At 47.8% G+C, this 17,187-nt stretch carries 10 protein-coding genes and 1 pseudogene; 3 read left to right on the top strand and 8 right to left on the bottom strand.

What is annotated here, in order from left to right:
* Nucleotides 1-700: 700 nt before the first annotated feature.
* Both RID53_RS26600 and RID53_RS26595 read right to left on the bottom strand, forming a co-directional pair.
* Entirely contained in the window at nucleotides 701-3,325 is a 2,625-nt protein-coding gene (locus RID53_RS26600) for a glycosyltransferase family 2 protein (protein ID WP_446390962.1), read from the bottom strand.
* 221 nt (nucleotides 3,326-3,546) lie between these two features.
* Nucleotides 3,547-6,123 carry a cellulose biosynthesis cyclic di-GMP-binding regulatory protein BcsB gene (locus RID53_RS26595; RefSeq protein ID WP_446390961.1) on the bottom strand — a complete coding sequence of 859 codons (2,577 nt, stop codon included), beginning with the start codon at nucleotides 6,121-6,123 and terminating at the stop codon, nucleotides 3,547-3,549.
* 57 nt (nucleotides 6,124-6,180) lie between these two features.
* Between RID53_RS26595 and RID53_RS26590 the strand changes: the two genes are divergently transcribed.
* Entirely contained in the window at nucleotides 6,181-6,339 is a 159-nt protein-coding gene (locus RID53_RS26590; protein WP_446390960.1) for a hypothetical protein, read from the top strand.
* Between the two features lie 206 nt (nucleotides 6,340-6,545).
* On the opposite strand, the gene RID53_RS26585 is transcribed toward RID53_RS26590, so the two are convergent.
* The 5 genes from RID53_RS26585 to RID53_RS26565 all read right to left on the bottom strand — a co-directional run bounded on the left by RID53_RS26585 (nucleotide 6,546) and on the right by RID53_RS26565 (nucleotide 14,859).
* Complete coding sequence (locus RID53_RS26585; RefSeq protein WP_446390959.1) at nucleotides 6,546-7,910, bottom strand: glycosyl hydrolase family 8; 1,365 nt, start codon at nucleotides 7,908-7,910, stop codon at nucleotides 6,546-6,548.
* 3 nt (nucleotides 7,911-7,913) lie between these two features.
* Nucleotides 7,914-8,066 (bottom strand): hypothetical protein, encoded by a 153-nt coding sequence (locus RID53_RS26580; RefSeq protein WP_446390958.1) that lies wholly within the window; start codon nucleotides 8,064-8,066, stop codon nucleotides 7,914-7,916.
* Nucleotides 8,051-10,339, bottom strand: coding sequence for a tetratricopeptide repeat protein (locus RID53_RS26575; RefSeq protein WP_446390957.1), 2,289 nt, complete (start codon nucleotides 10,337-10,339; stop codon nucleotides 8,051-8,053). The genes RID53_RS26580 and RID53_RS26575 overlap by 16 nt, the downstream gene beginning before the upstream one ends.
* A gap of 136 nt (nucleotides 10,340-10,475) precedes the next feature.
* Nucleotides 10,476-13,607: a hypothetical protein gene (locus tag RID53_RS26570; RefSeq protein ID WP_446390956.1), complete on the bottom strand. Its 3,132-nt coding sequence runs from the start codon at nucleotides 13,605-13,607 to the stop codon at nucleotides 10,476-10,478.
* A 1,075-nt stretch (nucleotides 13,608-14,682) separates the two neighbouring features.
* Entirely contained in the window at nucleotides 14,683-14,859 is a 177-nt protein-coding gene (locus RID53_RS26565; RefSeq protein ID WP_446390955.1) for a hypothetical protein, read from the bottom strand.
* A 47-nt stretch (nucleotides 14,860-14,906) separates the two neighbouring features.
* On the opposite strand from RID53_RS26565, the gene RID53_RS26560 reads away from it, so the two are divergent.
* Both RID53_RS26560 and RID53_RS26555 read left to right on the top strand, forming a co-directional pair.
* Nucleotides 14,907-16,388, top strand: a complete 1,482-nt coding sequence (locus tag RID53_RS26560; RefSeq protein ID WP_446390954.1) for an RNA-guided endonuclease InsQ/TnpB family protein — start codon at nucleotides 14,907-14,909, stop codon at nucleotides 16,386-16,388.
* Between the two features lie 10 nt (nucleotides 16,389-16,398).
* Nucleotides 16,399-16,953, top strand: a pseudogene (locus tag RID53_RS26555) (Uma2 family endonuclease); the annotation flags it as partial.
* Nucleotides 16,954-16,990: 37 nt separating this feature from the next.
* Here the strand turns inward: RID53_RS26555 and RID53_RS26550 are convergent.
* A partial coding sequence (locus RID53_RS26550; protein ID WP_446390953.1) for a hypothetical protein occupies nucleotides 16,991-17,187 on the bottom strand: 197 nt, incomplete at its 5' end.

Raw genomic sequence — 17,187 nt, 5'->3', positions numbered from 1 at the left:
AAAATTCGGCGCTGAGGTTGGCAAAAATTCCAGGATGCAAGAGAGTGGTAGTGTAAAAACCTTGCACTTGTTGGGTCAAAAAATGGCTTGAAACCCCTATCTAGTCTACCTTACACACTTATGCAGCAAGCCCTAAGTAGGTGGACATAATTAAAGTGAACGGTGGAGAACTCGCTCCCTTGAGAAGCAAGCTACGTCATTCGTCATTCGTCATTCGTCATTCGTCAAAACCCTTGATAGTAGGGTGGGCAATGCCCACCAGCCTTGGTATAAAACGCTGGAAGCTCATTTTTGTGCGGCTCTTCGGGAGTTATGGTGATAAGGAAAAGTTATAGCGCTTCGCGCTGGTCTAGTTACACTTTGTTTGTACGAACATCTCATCTGGACTCAGTTTCAGGTACGGGAGTTGTAAATACACGCCTAGCGATTTGCTATATTTAATTTGGTTAAAGGCTTGCTGGATAAGGCTTTGCCTGTTCCCTGCTCTCTGACCGTAAGTTCCCTAAAAACTAAGGTTTCCGCCACAAGTACCGAAGAGCCAATTGGGTATGAGTAGCGAGCAAGATGCAAAGCCTGCGGCATGGCTTCGCTAAACGCACTACAAGGATTTCACCATTATTGACATTAAGGTTTAAATGCCAAACCGCTTACTCCTGACTGGCTCCCCAACGTCTTAAAGAAGTCGGGATTGTCGCTATCATTAATGCAAAACTCTGACTAGCTCCTTAATTTTAGCCGCCTGCCGATCCTTAAATTGCTCAGGGAAACTTAACTCTAAAGCAATTTTTTTCGGAGAAGAACTACTGCTATCCCCTGGAACCATAATTTCTAATGAGAGGATTTGGGTTAAAAATCGCTCCCGGGATTGGCTCATGGCGTCTTGACTTAACAACAAGCCCACTAAAGGTTTTTCTTGCTGCATTTTCTTTAAATTATCAGGCTTAAGTAGTTTAGCATTCGATGTAATAGAATCATCGAGTTCTAATCGCAAACTTGTCGCCCCAATTGCGGTCACTGTTGCCAAATAAAAGTCTCCTTCCCAAAACAATTGAGCTGAAGCTTGAACCCGTTTGCGGACTTTTCCTGCCCCTTTCTCCACGTTAAATTCCTGGAAGGCACGGAAAAGACCTGTAGCCAAAAATCCTAAGGACTGCAACGGTTTATCCACATATTCCCGTGTTTGTGAATACCATTCCTTCACATCAGAATACGTCACCAAGGTTAAATTATCTCGCTGGGCTTGGGTGACATTAATAAACTTAACCGCCAATTCCATTTGATGGTCATTGACCGACTTTGCCACTACAATCTGAGCCTCCATAATCACCCTTGCCCCATAATCACCCACCAATTCAACTTCAATTTCATCGGGTAAGTTGGGTTGACCTTCAACTTCTAAAAGCATTCGAGTTCCGGTTTCCGAAACATCCAGAGTCATGCCACTCCAACTTTTGTCATAGCTATAAATTGTTGCCCCCAGCCGTCGCCGTAAGCGGTGGGCGGTGCGTTCTTGGGGTTGTTCAAAAGCAACCAGTAAAGCTGCCATTAACAGAATCATGTTAAAGATACACCACAAGGCGTTAACCAAAACCGCTTCTGCATCTTCGGGACGCAGGATTAACCAAAAGGGAACTGACCCTAACGCCAACACCACAAAAGCTGCTACACCTAACAGCCCCCGTACAGACTGCCAATCAAAGTTTGATAAACTAAATTCCCGTTTAACCAGGGTCATGTCTTTGTCCGTGACGTTAAAAGAACCCAGATTGGGATTAATTAACGCCATCGTTGTTACATACCCCGCCTGGAATGCCATCACAAATTCAAAAATTTCATTCCAGAAGGAAAAGCGCACATGCTTATAGGTAATGTAGTTGGCATTGAGGGATAGGAGGATATGAGGAAACGCATACGCTAAGGTTTCTAATCCCAAACCCTGAATCGGGTTAATTCCAAACAATAAGAACAGGGTTGGCGCGAGGGCATAGATGAGTCGGGGATAGCCATAGAAGAAGTGAGACGTGGCGCTGAAATAACAAATCCGCTGGGGAATTGTCAAATTTAGCTTCCGATTAAACACCGGATTTTCAATCCGCAGAATCTGCGCCATACCCCGCGCCCACCGGACTTGCTGACCCACATAGGAGGAAAAGTTCTCCGGGGCGAGACCCGCAATCATGATTTTGTCGTAGTAAATTGACCTGTATCCCAGAGAATGCAGTCGGAATGCCGTGTGACAATCTTCAGTCACCGTTTCTGTGGCAATCCCGCCAACCTGTAGCGCATATTCTTTACGAATTACTGCTGCTGAACCACAGAAGAAAGCCGCATTCCAAAAGTCATTTCCTTTTTGCAGCACCTTATAAAACAGTTCATTACCAACCGGAATTCTGCCATCTGTACGCAAATTTCGCTCAAACGGATCGGGGTTAAAAAACCAGTGGGGTGTTTGCACAAATGCCACATTGGGATCAAAAAAGAAGCCAGCCGTATCTTTGAGAAAATCTCGCAGCGGAATATGGTCACAGTCCAGAATCATCACCAAATCTCCTTTGGTGCGGCGAAACGCGGTATTAATATTCCCTGCCTTAGCATGTTCGTTATTATCCCGCGTCATCATGATGCAGCCGACTTCTTCGCACATTTTCCGCAATCTTTCGCGACGGGCTTTATATTTTTCGGCTCGACCATCATCTAAAACATACACCTTTTTTTTGTCTTCCGGATAGTCAATTGCTATGGCTCCTATTGCCGTTTTGCGGACAATTTCCACGTCTTCGTTATAGGTAGGAATATAGATATCCACCTTGGGCCACTGGTCTTGCGGATATGCCGACAAATCGACAGGTTCCCGGTCTTGAATATGTAGGGTTTGAAAATACGCCAGAACGAGCGTCAGGATGGCATAGAGTTCTGCCGTCAACAACAGCACACAAAATAAACCATTGAGAAAGGTATCAAAATTGAGCGTGTAGTTGAGGCGATAGTAGAGATAGCGGGCAGTGGTGACTAAACTCAACCAGACTAAAAATAAGTGATAATACTCACTAATTTGTTTGTCTGACACTCGGTTTTCTGCCCGTACAACCACTTGCCCGATCGCTAAAAGCAAAACGGCGACAACCCCCTGTTGCCAAACCTTTAGTGGAGTAATCACCAGGGGAATCGAGATCACCAGAAGAAACAGAACCAGCCATTTCAAATGGCTCAAGCCGATTCGTTCGAGCGAGCGATCAAAAAACCGAGGCAGAACATCAACTAGCCAGTCAGTGGCAAAGGGGCGTCGAGGACGAAATCGCTGGAATTTAGACGAAGACGAAGACATATTCAACGGTAGGGGTTAGTGAATAAGAAGGTAGAAGGCAGGGGGAGCCGGGGGAGCCGGGGAAGCTGGGGAAGCTGGGGAAGCTGGGGACGCTGAGGGAGCCGGGGGAGCCGGGGAAGCTGGGGAAGCTGGGGAAGCTGGGGAAGCTGAGGGAGCCGGGGGAGCCGGGGAAGCTGGGGAAGCTGGGGGAGCTGGGGAAGCAGAGGGAGAATGACGAATAACTAATGACTCTTTTGATCACTAAGCCGCTTGAGATAGAACTGAGAAATCCCGTATAGCAAAAGCGCGATCGCGAAAATGCCAGCCGGTAAAAAGAACCAGTTGTCTTGAATAAAGCGTGACACCTTACTCAACAGTCCAGTATTTTCAATCCGACTGGTTGAAGGCGCACGTTCTAAGAATTCCAATGTGTAGGCATCCGGATCATAGCTAGCCGTATCTTGCTGATTGCTGCTGATCAGAACCGTGTCTTCCTGAAGTTGGAAAAACCAGGGATCTTTGCTAATCACCTGCCGCACTCGTTCTAACCCATTCGCCGTCTGTGCGGTTAGCGCTAATAGCACCCGTTCCTTGTTCTCTGGCGACATGATTTCCTTAATCATGCCTTCGTTATCGGGTAAGGCTTGAATGCTGCCTTGATTCCACTGGCGAGAAAAAGCATCCTGCAAGCGGAAACCACTGCCATCAAACACCTCTGGGAAGGGAAATTGCTCTCTGGTACCAATTCCCACCAAATGGTGTCCCTCGCGGACTTCAGCAGGCAACGTTGTCGTTGTATAGGCATCCAGATTAACCGAATCTGCCTTACTCAGTCGTCCCAGACGTTCGCTAACCGTTAACAGCGTCAGCAAATCCGTATTACTGGGAGAATCCGGCACCACAATCGCGGTTCTGGACAAATCCTGGGGTGCAGCAAAGGGATAACCTTCCTGAAACAGTCCTAAATCGGGGAGTTGTACCGATTGTTGGCGGTTTAGGTTGAAGCTAGTGTCTGCATGGAGGGTTCCTGTCAATTGTTGGTCGGTGACTTTACCACATACACCCGGTTCTCTGGGATTGAGTCGGAATGCCACTTCCAGTTGGGAATCGGGCTTGATTAAATGGGGGGGCAAATCCACTTTTAATCGTTTTCGGGTAGCGCCGTCTTCTGAGGTCAATCGCGCCCCACCGATAAACGTGCCATCCAGTAGGACTTCTACCGCCGAGGTACGGGGATTGATTTGTGGACTATAGCTATAACGCAGGGTCATGGAACTCCCCCGCGTAAATTGGTCATCCGGCAAAGCGCGAAAATCAATTGGAATTGGGGGTGCCGCTGACCCACGTACCGTGATGTCTTGGAACGGATCACCGTTTTCTTGGGTTTTAATTTCGCTGAGGGTAAAGGAATTTTCTTCCGGTAAATAACCGGGCCAATTCCGGAGTGATGGTGTGTCTACCTGTTTGAGACTATCCACTAATACAGCTTGACCTGTACCAAATTTACGGCTGTCAGGCTGGACTAAAAACTGGGCAGCTTTGGCAACACCGTCAGCCCCATTGCCTGTCACCACTAAAACGGGAACCGCCCCATCTAAGGTGGTGGTCATCATTAAGATACCTACGTCACTGGGTAAAGCGACTTGGTTTCCATCTAAAATTTGATTGCCACTGATACTAAAGGGCAGATCCAAATCCTCTATGGCGGGTTGTTCGGCGGGTGTGCCAATAACGACCAACCGTTGACCCCACTCTATATCCTCTAAATCGTTAATGATTTCCGTATCAATGGGACGGAATTCAGCCATTCTGCCTAATGCAGCTTGAAAGCGAGACGCGGCGGTTAACCAGGTGTCGTTAACCTTGGGCAGAAGATAAACAATGCGATTGGTATCTAAACTGAGGTCGTCAAAGAAAGGATAGGGGTAGCGGCTAAAGTTGAGCGGAATCGGTTGGGGCTGATATTCAAACTGTAATTCTGAATCCGGTAGTACTTCTGTCCAAAGCGTGGGGTCACCCGGATCGCTACATTCTTCGTCATTACTTTGTCGGGCGACAATCGTCAGTTCGTTATAGTCCTGAATCAGTCGGGATGGGACGTTGAAGAGGACGCTGCCAACTTCCGATTGTTGGCGGTTGAGGGGGACTGAACCCACACTCGTGCCATTCACTCGGACTGTGAGATTGGAGTCCTTGGCAATCAGGGCAGGTGAATGCTGGAAACGAATTAGGGCTTTAGCCCCTTGGATTTTCCAGCCCCGGGGACGGGTAAAACCAAGTCGGGCTTCAGAATACACCCCTCGGAAGCGGAAGCGGTTTCCGACGATGGGAGAGCGATTGAATTGCAGGACGTACTCACCTGTGGGTAAGGGTTCAGCCTCTGCCGTTTCTTCCTCGCGAGCAGGTGAGGAGGGTGCAGGAGAACGACGTGCGGGTGCGGGTTCTTCGGGTTCGGTTGATGGCGGCGCTGAACGAGTGGGCTGACTCTGCGGCGGCGGTTGATTAGGGGCTGGCGTTGTCCGCTTGCGCGTTGGCGATGTAGATTTTTTCGGGGGAGCCGCCGGAGCGGGTTTGTAAACAGGTTCTTTCTGGGGTGTGGTGGGTAGGGTATATTCGCGAATTAACTGATCTTCCTGCTCTTGCAGGCTACTGTCGCTTTGAGCGACGGCAAAGTTGGTGGTGATCACCAGCCCGACGACTAAAACGCTACACAGAAGCAACAATCCGAGTCGCGTTCCTGTAGATACACGGGTGGAGCGCTGACGTCCGCGATGGGTGGAAGGATTTGGAGATTGGGAGTGACGAAACAGGCGTTTCATAGGAGAACTCTTACGGTTGATGGAAATGCCCAGTTAGTATTGCTTGGGAACTAAATTATGCGATTCCGACTATCTGGAATTCGGGGATGTTTAAACAAGCCAATTTGTGCTGTTGGGTTTGGCTATTGCTCTACCCAACCGATTTGTGCCAAACGGACAGGCTCCCCTAAACGATGGCAAGGAACATCATTTATCAACGGAACCCGCCCGAATTAGGACGGTTTGTAGATAGCATTCCCGCTTCAGTCCAACGAGTAACAGGTTGACTGAACCCGGTCATTTGTAGAAACGGTGGTGACATTTTTCTAGTCCTCTGAATCGGTATTCGACTCGATGCCACCCTGATATAAGATGCGATTATTCGGGGTTACGAATTAATTCGTAACGGTTTCAAGCCTTGACAGACGTTATCGACCTCTGTATCATTCCCTTATTGCGTTTCTGGAAAACTGCTGCTGGGGTTGAAAAAATTGCGAATTCTTTACCAGGTCAGGTGATACTAGGGCGATCCAGGCTAAGTTTTGGGTATAGTAGGCAGATTCATCATCCCAAATTCCCTGATTGTATTGGGGTAGAAGTTTACGCTCCAATAGTTGTTCAGCTATAGCCGGATTGATTAAGCGCATAGCTGGGTAAAGCATGGCATATTGGGAGGTGGCATCGTATTTGACCAAAGATTCTCCATCGAGGTTAATTCGAGCAGGCAAGCGAGAGGACGATTGCCATTGATCTTCAAGGTATTGGGTTGCTGTTTCCAGATAATTTAACGCCTCCGTTGATTGAAACCATTCGGCATCCCAAGCGATTCGCCACCAGACGCGATACGCATCAAAGCTATAGACGCTTTTCAGTTTGCTTTGTGAGGGTATGGACTGAAATTGATTGGTCTGTAAATCCAAAGCAATCCAGTCACTCGGTAACCCAACCGCCGAAACTTTAGAGGAGTTTTCCAAGACGTAGTAGCTACTGTCTATCAAACTCAGCCAGTCTCGTTCGGGATCAACCTGAGCAAACAGGCGAAACGCATAAGGGGCGAGATAGGAGGGATTCAGATAAATAGTCGATGGCGACGGGACAAAGGCTTCCTTGGGTCCAGGAAGGAGATAACGTTTGCCATCGGGTCCAGCGATGGTGGAGTAGTCCCACAAATCGCGCAGCTTGATTCGCGCTAACTCTAGATAGTCCGGGCGATTCCAGCGGCGGTATGCCCAAATTAATGCGGTAATCGCATCAATATCAGCATCGCTGGCAAAATTTCGATCAATAGCACCCCAATTGCCCTCGTCATCTTGACCCCACAGCCAAACCCAAAGATTGTCTTCAGGTTCACCTGTTTCTGTGAGTCGATGCAGGTTATCTTCTGCCCACTCTAAAGTGAGGGCAAATGTGGTTGGGTCATTAATCAATACAGCCCTGAGCATAGCGTAGGCTTGTCCTTCTGAGGTGGAGCGATCGCTCGCTTCGTAGTCGATTACTCGTCCGTCCTCTTGAATGAATTGTTGTCTGTAGATGACCCAGCTTTGTTCGAGTATATCCTGGATAGGCGGCGATGGGGATAAAACGGGAAAATCAGCCACGGGGGAAGCCGTTACTGGAGAGGGAGAAGGGGAAACCGAGGCTTCCGGCGGTTCAGGTTCGGAGAATTTTATGGACACACAACTGGTGAGATTCAACAGCAGTAACATAGCGCTTGTAGTCATGCTTGTAGTCAGCGCTTTAGCGCTTCTGGCACTAAAGTGCCTACTACGAACCCAGTGATTTGTCCTTTGTCCTTTGTCATTCGTCATTTGTCATTTGTCAGGGAATAGGGAATAGGCAATAGGGAATGGGGAGTAGGGAATAGGGAATAAGGAATAGGTAAGGTAGAGTTTAGTTTTAACTTCCCCATCTCCTCCATCTTCCCCATCTCCCCCTACAGACGCGCACACTAGAACCGTTCCCATGGGGGTTGAAATCCTCGTCGTTGTAAAAAGTCTTCCTGAATTTGTTGCATTTGATTTGATAATTCTGGATCTAACGTTCCTCCTTGTTGAAGTTGTTCGACTTGCATCGCTTCCAAATCCGCTAAAGCCTCAAGCTGATAGTCTTGAACTCGTTTCAGTCCAATCATCGCTTGACGAATTCCTTGATCATTCGGGTCAAGGGCTAAGGCTTGGGAATAAAGATTTCTGGCTTCATCCAATCGTCGTTGTTGAAATCGAACCCCAGCGAGGGCGGATAATGCCTCTTGATTAGCTGGTTGTGCGGATAAAATTAACTGATAGGCTTGTTCAGCGAGTTCTAAATCATCGATCGCCTGACCAATTTCCCCTTGTAAGAAGTAGTTGCGGATGTTGGTGGGATCGCGGGCGACTAATTGCGCGACTCTAACTCTGGCTTGTTCGGGACTGCGTTGGGCAATTAGCTGAATTGAGCGGATTTGGACAGGCAAATTCGTTGGATCAAGCTGAAGCAGTCTGTTATAAAGTGCCTCCCGTTCGGGAGATGGCGGTAATGATCCCACCAGGGTAAATAGTTCTGGCGGCGCATTGGTGGCGGGTTGAGTTTGCAGCCAGTAATTGAGAACGGCTTGGGCTTGAGATTCTGAAATTAGATCCGCTTGGTAGGCTAGATTGGCGCGGGCAAGTTGCAGTGTCGTGTCTTGGGGATTACGGGCAATTAACTGATCAAAGACAGCCAGGGCTTCCGTGGGACGATTTTGTTGCAGCCGCACATTCGCCAGCCCTCGTATCGCCGCGTTGAGAATATCTCGTTCGGCTGGATTGCTGGCAATTAAAGCCTGATAACGCTGGGCGCTGGCTTCTAAGTTCCCTTCCCGACGCTCAATTTCTGCGGCTAACAATTGGGGAGCTAAGTCTTCCGCGCCTGCGGGGGTTGCTGCATAAGCAGCTAACGCCTGTCTTGCTCCGGCTAGGTTATCGTTTTCCAACAAAATCTGGGCGATGCGGAAATTTAAAAAAGGAACATTGACACCGGATTGGAGGAGACTGGTGTAAATGGGTAATAATTCTGGTCCTGGGGGTTCAATCCCGGCTAAGGCTTGGGCGATAAGTTGGCGTTCATTGGGATCAGCGGGTAGTGGTTGCAGGGCGCTCAATAGACGGGCTTTGAGTTCGGCTTCGGAAATTAACCCCAGTTCCCGTTCCAAGGCGACTTGTTTAACTAAGAGAGTGCGGTCATTGGGTTGTAAACTTAAGAGTTGCCGATAGAGATTCAGAGCCGTTTGCTGTTGGTTTGGTAACCCACTAAAAACATCAGCAATTTCCCGCAAGAGTTTGGGTTCAGGATTGGGGGTTTGATCCAGCGCCTGACGATACAAATTCGCGACTTGTTGGGTTAGGGCTTGGTTACCCGTTTGATTGCGAATCTCATTCAAGGCTCGTGCTAAGGGTAAGGTAGCATTGGGATTGCCTTGTAGGGGGGTTAAGACATTTAACGCTTCAGTTGGCTGTTGATTGGCGAGATAGGCTTGGGATAAAGCCGTTCGGGTGAAGATGGCTAATTGTTGATCTTGTAAAAGTTGGGGCGATCGCAGTTGTCCTTCCAGAATCTGGACAGCCGCCGCCGGATTCCCGGTTTCTTGTAAGGCGCGGGCGTAAGCCAGGGCGGGATACCCGGTAATTTGTCCGCCTGTCGCCAGGTAACGGTTAAACAGTTCCAATCCCCGTTCCGGGTTCCCACTATTGGTAAACGTTTCCGCCGCCCCCAGCAGAATATTGGGCGGGGGATTTCCTTGGAGGACAATTTGATAATCCGCCAAAGCTTCAGCAAACCGTTGCTGAAAGCCATAGAGTTGGGCTCGCAAACCACGGGCTTCGATATCGTTGGGATTGAGATTCAGCAATGTAGTTAGTGCTTCAATCCCCTGAACCTGCCATTCTGGTCGATAGGTTCCGAATAGACCCACCGATTTTAAGGCTAATTCATTGGTGGGATCTTGTGCCAATACTTGTTGATAAGCATTCCAGGCTTGCTGAAGATTCCCCTGTCGTCGATGAGCGATCGCTAACCCTAACTTGGCATCCAAGGAATCCGGATAACGCCGTACCGCTGCCTCAAATGCCGCGATCGCATCCTGAACTCGTCCTTGACTCAGCAGTGAAAAGGCTTGGCGAACGGCTGTGGGTACGGTTTGGGCATGAACAGCCGGGATGGTGTACACCATAGGTGCGCTAATGGCTAATCCAGCTAGTCCTAATCCAATGAGTTTAGTCATTTGTCATTCGTCATTTGTCATTCGTCATTCGTCATTCGTCATTTGTCATTCGTCATTTGCCTCATTTTCCCCGTCTTCCCCACCTCCCGATAACTGATAACTGATCACTGATAACTGATCACTCCTCCTACTCTCTTCACTCTCTAGGAATCACATCAAATTCGGTTTTCAATCGCACACCGACATCGGTTTCGGAGAAGTTATTGCGTTGCTGGATAGTAAATCCTAGACGGAGATTGGGTAAGAATCGGAAATCATAAAACAGTTCTAAAACGTCGGGATCTTCTTCTCCTTGATTATTTGATAATTCCTGACCATAGCCTAAACCTAGGCGATCATTTTGGGTAAATACATCCAAAAAGCTAACACCAAAACTATAGGTCGTCGCCGCTTCGTCAATCTCTCGGTTGATATACCGACCATAACGACCAAAGATGCCCATATTCCAATCGGGGATAAAGTATTCAGCATTGAGACCATACGCCTCTTCCCGATCATCCTCTTCCAGTCCAAAATTATTGTCCCCGCGAGCGATGGAGAAAATTTCGTTAAATCCTGTATCTGAACCCGCGTCGCGATCGGTGGCATAGGTGCCGCGAATAATGCCATTGCCATAGCGTAAACCCACTTCTCCAGCAAATCCATCTAAGGCAAAATCACCGATACTTCCCGATGATGAAAAGGCAACAGCTTTGGCTTCAATATTGTCAGTTAATGTCCAATTGACCAAGACGCCAGGACGAGACGAAATTCCGGTGGCACTTAAGGCTGGATTGGTTTGAAAAACGGGGTTAAAGAAATGAGTAACGCCATCTTTAGCAAAGCTATTGCGATCAAAGTAAGACGTTAAATCTAGTTGACCCAGTACAAAGCGCAAATTCGGCAAATCGGTAAACGGAGCGGTAGCAAAATAGAGTTCGTTAATATTTAATCCTTGGTTGGGAGAATCTGCCAAGCCACTATCTTCGCTGGTTAAATCTAATGTGGCAGCAAATAGCGCCTTAGGAGTTAGAGGATAGACGCCAGCTAACCGCGCCCGCGCCACAGACGAGTCACCCTGTACCACATAGCTTCCTTGGAACTGTAAGGTGGGATCTCGTAATGCTGTACTGCGGAGCAGGGAAGAGGAGGGTTGATTGGGCTGGGTTGGGTCAAACTCCTGAGCCGGAGTCGCCACTGGAGGGGGCAGGTTTGGGTTAGGAGTACCGGGTACAACACCTGGATTGGGTGACACGAAAGGAGACTGTGCCACTGAATTCGTCCCATTCACTGGGTTGGCATTGGGATTAACCCGTGGAGGTAATGCGGCTTGCGTTTGCGGCTGGGCGTAAACCTGTCCTACACCTGGGTTATAACCATTAAAATTTGGGGAATTTGGGTTAACAGGTGCAGGTAAAGGAGCTTGATTTTGCGGTAAATAGGAAAACTGTCCCGTCGCCGGATTATAACCGTTGAAACTTTGGGAATTGGAATTAACAGGTGCAGGTAAAGGGGCTTGGTTTTGGGGTAAGGAATAAAATTGCCCTGCCCCTGGGTTATAACCGTTGAAACCTAGGGAATTGGGATTAACGGGTGCTTGATTTTGGGGTAGATAGGAAAACTGTCCTACACCTGGGTTATAGCCATTAAAATTTTGCGGATTTTGGTTAATCGGTACGGGTTGGACGGCTTGATTTTGGGGTAAGGAATAAAACTGTCCTGCACCGGGATTATAGGGATTAAACCCAACTGGAGTCTGAGTGGGTGGCATTGACCCGCCTTGGGGCGTTTGGAGAATGTAAGCAAACTGCCCACCTCCGGGGTTATAAGGATTTGCCCCCATCGGGACTCCCATGGGTTGTACTGGCACAAGGATAAAGGTTTGAGGCAGATAAGGAGCTTGTACTCCCCCTGGGTTGTAGGGATTACCTCCTAGAGGCATTCCCATAGTTTGGACAGGAACTAAGATGACAGGTTGAGGCAGATAAGGAACTTGTCCCCCTCCTGGATTGTAAGGGTTGACTCCTCCAGGAAAGCCCTGAGTTGCCACGGGAATAAAGTTAGGCGTTGGGGCAACATAAGAGGGTTGTCCTCCCGTTTGATTATAAGGATTGTTACCCATAGCCGTCCCAGCACCGGGCATCGGAATAACGTTAGGCGTGGGGACAAAATACGAGGGTTGTCCTCCCGTTTGATTATAAGGATTGTTACCCATAGCCGCCCCAGCATTGGGCATCGGAATAAAAGTAGGCGTTTGGGTTCCAGAAAGGGACTGTCCCCAGGTTTGGGTGTAGGAGTTGGGATTCATCGCCGCCCCAGTACCGGGCGTGGGGATGGTATTGGGCGTTTGAGTAAAGGAAGAGGGCTGTCCCCAAGTTTGGCTGTAGGGATTCACGCCCTGGGGTTGCACATTTGGTGAAATGAGAGTGGGAAAGGCAGGAAGCTGTCCTGAGTTAGATCCCGTAGAACCCAGAGGAATAGAGTTTGTCGGTACAGGGAGGGGAGATGAATTTTGTAACAGAGTTGGAATCTGCGCCACCTTCACATCGAAGGTATCCCTAAACTGGATTGAGGTTTCAATGGCGAGGGGTTGGTTACAGGGGGTTGAATCGTGACAATTCTGATTAGAGGACAATTCAGGAGTAAGAGGTTCTTCCTGAATCGTTAAGGGTTGGTGAGCAGAGTTTAAAGCTAGTTCTGATAAACCCGACTGAGTTGATAGACTGGCTTGAATCGGGGGATTGGGGATGGGGGAAGCAATACGGTTGGAATACGCTCTAGTTTCTACCGCTTCTGTTCTCCCTGTTCCCCTATCTTTTGCCCTATCGATGGGGGCAGGACTATCATCGTTATTTTGTCGTTCCTCGTGTCTCGCTGGAACGGTTTGGTCAAGGGTTTCATAAGTTTTCGGCGCTATAGCATTGAGTTCAACGGCTACGACTGAAGGGTTAGAATTCAGGCTTGTTGATAGAGCCGTATCTCGTCTTGAGACATGCTCTACCCTTTGGGCAGAGACGGATGCTGGATCGGGATGTTGGTTTAGCTCAGAAGTCGATTTATGCAAGCGATCGGCTTGATTCAGAGATAATTGGAAATCACCGGACGGTTTTTCTTCTCCAATATCTTGCCGATTGGCGACTTCTGAGTCAGGTAGAGTCGCCTGAGCGGGTTTAATTTCAAGTAATCCTAGCGTCCAGAAAACGATAAGTGATCCAATACTAAGCAGATTAATCCATAGCAGCGGCTTAAGCAAGCCGAATCGTTGAGAATCAGGGACTATTAAGTTCATTACCGGAGTTCGTTTGACCGATTGATGTTTGCCCTGCACCCTGTCGCCACTTTAGCAAAGGAATTAGTCCTTGGCGATTCATATAACCTTGGTTGAATGAAGGTTGAATCTTGTCTTATAGATAATGGAGGATAGCCAGTGACGCTTTTTGATTATAAACATCCACCTGCTTTAGCTAAAACCACTCGGTTACGTCTGAATTCCAGAAAATTGACAGGTCAATTCCCTCCCTATTTTTTATGGGACTCTTGGCGCAACCGTTCACCTCCGAACTAATCCTCACCCGGAAATTTTGCCGAGTCAATGATAGTTGACTAAACAATTCAAGGGAGTTAATTCGAGAAACGTTTAGCTGTAAATAGAACGGTTTGGGCAAAGCCTGAATCCGTCCCCTAGTAATTTCGCTCAAAGGTACAAGGCATTGAGCGCCCGAAGCCTTGAGTGACTATTCCTGCGCTCGTTGCCGAAACAGCGATCGCGTTCTCATCAACCTCCTTTGATCAGATCAAAGGTTCAATCAGCTAACGGTGTTGGCGAGTGCAACACTATAACAGATGCAGATACTTTGACTTTACCGAATGGGTACTTATTTCGTAGACCGTATTTTCACGGATTTTTCGCTTGAAGAGCGAAAATTGCACCCCTGACTCATTTCTAGCTAATCTGGCGATAGGTTCCCTCGGCTGTCGTTTTTCATTCAGCGCGGGATGAATCACCAGTCCCTATCTAGTTTAATGCGTCCGTTAAGAGAGCCTCCATAACCTTTGGGGAATTGGAGTGGCAAGTGAGCATTCCTCTACAACTACGCCTTAACTTCTCAGTTTTAACATATTGAAAGAATTTGCCAAGGGGAATCAGGGGATAAGGCTTTAGCCTGGGTGTAAGTATCTGAACTTACAATTCTGTTCACTTTACTAAGAAATGTCAACAAGCCTCAAACCCTTACTGTTGCCTGTTGCCTGTTGCCTGTTGCCTAATCTCCACCGTTAACTTTACGCCGATTTATCACAAATAGAGAACGGGAGGACGGAAGCCCCGCATTTTTAAATCGGGGATGAAGTCCGACACGGCGAATTTATTCGCATTCAGCTATAAGTTGCTCCACATATTCCCTTAGCCGTTCCTGCCAGTTGGGGACGGTTTTAAGCTGTGCTTTTTGTCCTTCGTAGCCTTTAAAGCATATAGGTTGCTTGTCCAACGGTTTGGGCAGAAATTTTTTGGCTCCCAGTTTATTCCTTTTTTGGAATGGCATATCCTAGATTTAGGTGTTAGTATACTAACAATAATACTTTGTTAGTCATGATGCTAAGCTATGTCTACAAACTGCGTCCATCTGGTAGCCAGTCTGCCAAGATGCAGTCGTGGCTTGATATGCTTAGAGCGACCTACAACTGGTGCTTGGCTGACCGAATTGAAACCTATCATCAGCAGTTTATTCAGGGAGCTTACTGTAGCTTAAGAACTAAAGCCGAAGCTTACCCATTGACCTGCTGCATCGTTAAAAATGGTGCCACGGGTAATCCTTGGCAAAATAGCGGTAAAAAACGAAATGCTGGCACGATTCAGGATGCCGCACTGGTAGACCTAAAAGCTGCCCGTCCTTGGTACAAGTCAATCGACTCGGATGTTCTACAGCGTAATATCGCTCGGTTAAACACTGCCTATAAAAACTTCTTTGATGGGCGGGGTTTTCCGGTATTCAAAAACCGCAGCAACTTCCGGTCGTTTGAATATAAGCCAGGTCGGGTTAAGATCAAAGGAAGCAATATCTATCTGCCGAAAATCGGTTGGATGCGCTTTTTCAATTCCCGCCCTATTCCCGATGGGTTTGCCGTTAGAAGTGTTACAGTTCGCCGTAAAACCGATGGATGGTTCATCTCGGTACGCCTAGAGAACAAGTCAATTCCGGAACTCATGCCCCGCCCCACTTCCGAGATTAAAACGGCGATCGGGTTAGATATGGGTTTAACTAAACTGGTGCATTGCTCTGATGGCAGTGACATCCCCAACCCTAGGTTTGCCACTAATCAGAAGACTAAGCGGACTCTCTTGATTCGCCAACGGCGTGTCAGTCGGGCTAAAAAAGGCTCTACTAACCGTAAAAAAAGGGCAGAGTCAGTAGCCAAGCTACACCGTAAAATCGCCAACCATAGAAGCGCTTATCAGTGGCAGGTCGCTAACAAGCTGGTCAAAAAAGCCGACGCGATTGTCGTAGAAGACCTTAATATTCAAGGAATGGTGAGGCGGTGCAAGCCTAAGCCAGATGAGGGAACTGGACGCTTTTTGGCTAATGGTCAATCAGCCAAACGGGGATTGAACCGTTCCATTTTGGATGCCTCATGGGGAGAGTTAATCAACAAGATTGAGTATGCGGCTGTGAAGTCGAGAAAGGTCTTGCTCAAAGTGAACCCACGGAATACATCCATCGAGTGCAGCGCCTGTGGTCATATTGATAAAGCCAACCGGGACAGAGAGCGGTTTATCTGTACCAGGTGTGGACATTTTGACCATGCTGATCAGCAAGCGGCAAGAAACATCAAGCGTAAAGCCGTTATTGAATATGGCTTGAAATTAGTAACAACAAAGGTACGTCGGGACTCGGCGAAACCCAAGCAGTTAAATCTGTTTGAAACGCCCAGCGCTGAATTAACAGCGCCTAAAGGGAGAAAACACGACACCCGCAAGGGTAAACGTCGTGTGCCTGGGAACCTGGGAAGACAATTAGAACTGTTTTCTCAGGATATGTGGAATGTGAGTTCTACAGAATCCCCCTTTTTCTAAAAGGGGGAGTGTCAAGCTAGACGAGTATCGGGCGATGGAAGAAACCCACCCGGAACGTCATGAATACCGCAACGGAGAGATTATTACAATGTCGGGAGGTTCTGAAGCCCATAGTGCGATCGCTAGCAACTTATTAATTTACTTGGGGTTTTTGCTCAGAGATACCGATTTTCGTTTGTATAACAGCGACTTGCGAGTTTGGATTCCTGAATATCAGTGTGGGACTTATACTGATTTGATGGTGGTTAATGGCTTCCCAGAATTCAATGGTGAGCGCAATGATGAAATTCTCAATCCTTTCCTGATTGTCGAAGTTCTATCGCTTTCTATGGAAGCCTATGATCGAGGTGAAAAGTTCAGAAAATATCGTTCTCTTGCTAGTTTTTGTGAATATCTGCTGGTGAGCCAAGCTGAACCCTACATTGAGCAGTATCATAATCTTGAGCCTAGCAGTAATGATCGCTGGCTGTGGCAAGTGTACTCTAACCTTGAGCAGGTGATCGTCTTGCACAGTTTAAACATAGAAGTTCCCCTGTCTGAAATCTATCGTCGCATTAATTTTTAAGGGTTATTTCGGCGGACATGATATCAAACCCTTACACTTACAAAGGACGTAGCTTGCTTCTCGCTCTCGCGAGTTCTTCACCGTTCACGTTAATTAGGGCTTGCTGCACAAGACCGAAACCCTTGGCTACCAAAGCTTTGAGTAGCATGAACATTGGCTCATCTTCAAAGAAAAAGGATAAAACCCTTTCATACCTTTGCACCATTATCAGGGAAAATGTATCATTGCTTCCCC

Source organism: Coleofasciculus sp. B1-GNL1-01, from assembly GCF_040220235.1.
GTDB lineage: Bacteria > Cyanobacteriota > Cyanobacteriia > Cyanobacteriales > Coleofasciculaceae > Coleofasciculus.
Note: the sequence above shows the minus strand (reverse complement) of the source record. Positions and strands in the feature narration are given on the sequence as shown.

Coding starts and splice junctions, on each gene's coding strand:
- RID53_RS26600 (WP_446390962.1), bottom strand. CDS start 3,325: ATGTCTTCGTCTTCGTCTAAATTCCAGCGATTTCGTCCTCGACGCCCC.
- RID53_RS26595 (WP_446390961.1), bottom strand. CDS start 6,123: ATGAAACGCCTGTTTCGTCACTCCCAATCTCCAAATCCTTCCACCCAT.
- RID53_RS26590 (WP_446390960.1), top strand. CDS start 6,181: ATGCGATTCCGACTATCTGGAATTCGGGGATGTTTAAACAAGCCAATT.
- RID53_RS26585 (WP_446390959.1), bottom strand. CDS start 7,910: ATGACGAATGACAAAGGACAAAGGACAAATCACTGGGTTCGTAGTAGG.
- RID53_RS26580 (WP_446390958.1), bottom strand. CDS start 8,066: ATGGGAACGGTTCTAGTGTGCGCGTCTGTAGGGGGAGATGGGGAAGAT.
- RID53_RS26575 (WP_446390957.1), bottom strand. CDS start 10,339: ATGACTAAACTCATTGGATTAGGACTAGCTGGATTAGCCATTAGCGCA.
- RID53_RS26570 (WP_446390956.1), bottom strand. CDS start 13,607: ATGAACTTAATAGTCCCTGATTCTCAACGATTCGGCTTGCTTAAGCCG.
- RID53_RS26565 (WP_446390955.1), bottom strand. CDS start 14,859: ATGCCATTCCAAAAAAGGAATAAACTGGGAGCCAAAAAATTTCTGCCC.
- RID53_RS26560 (WP_446390954.1), top strand. CDS start 14,907: ATGATGCTAAGCTATGTCTACAAACTGCGTCCATCTGGTAGCCAGTCT.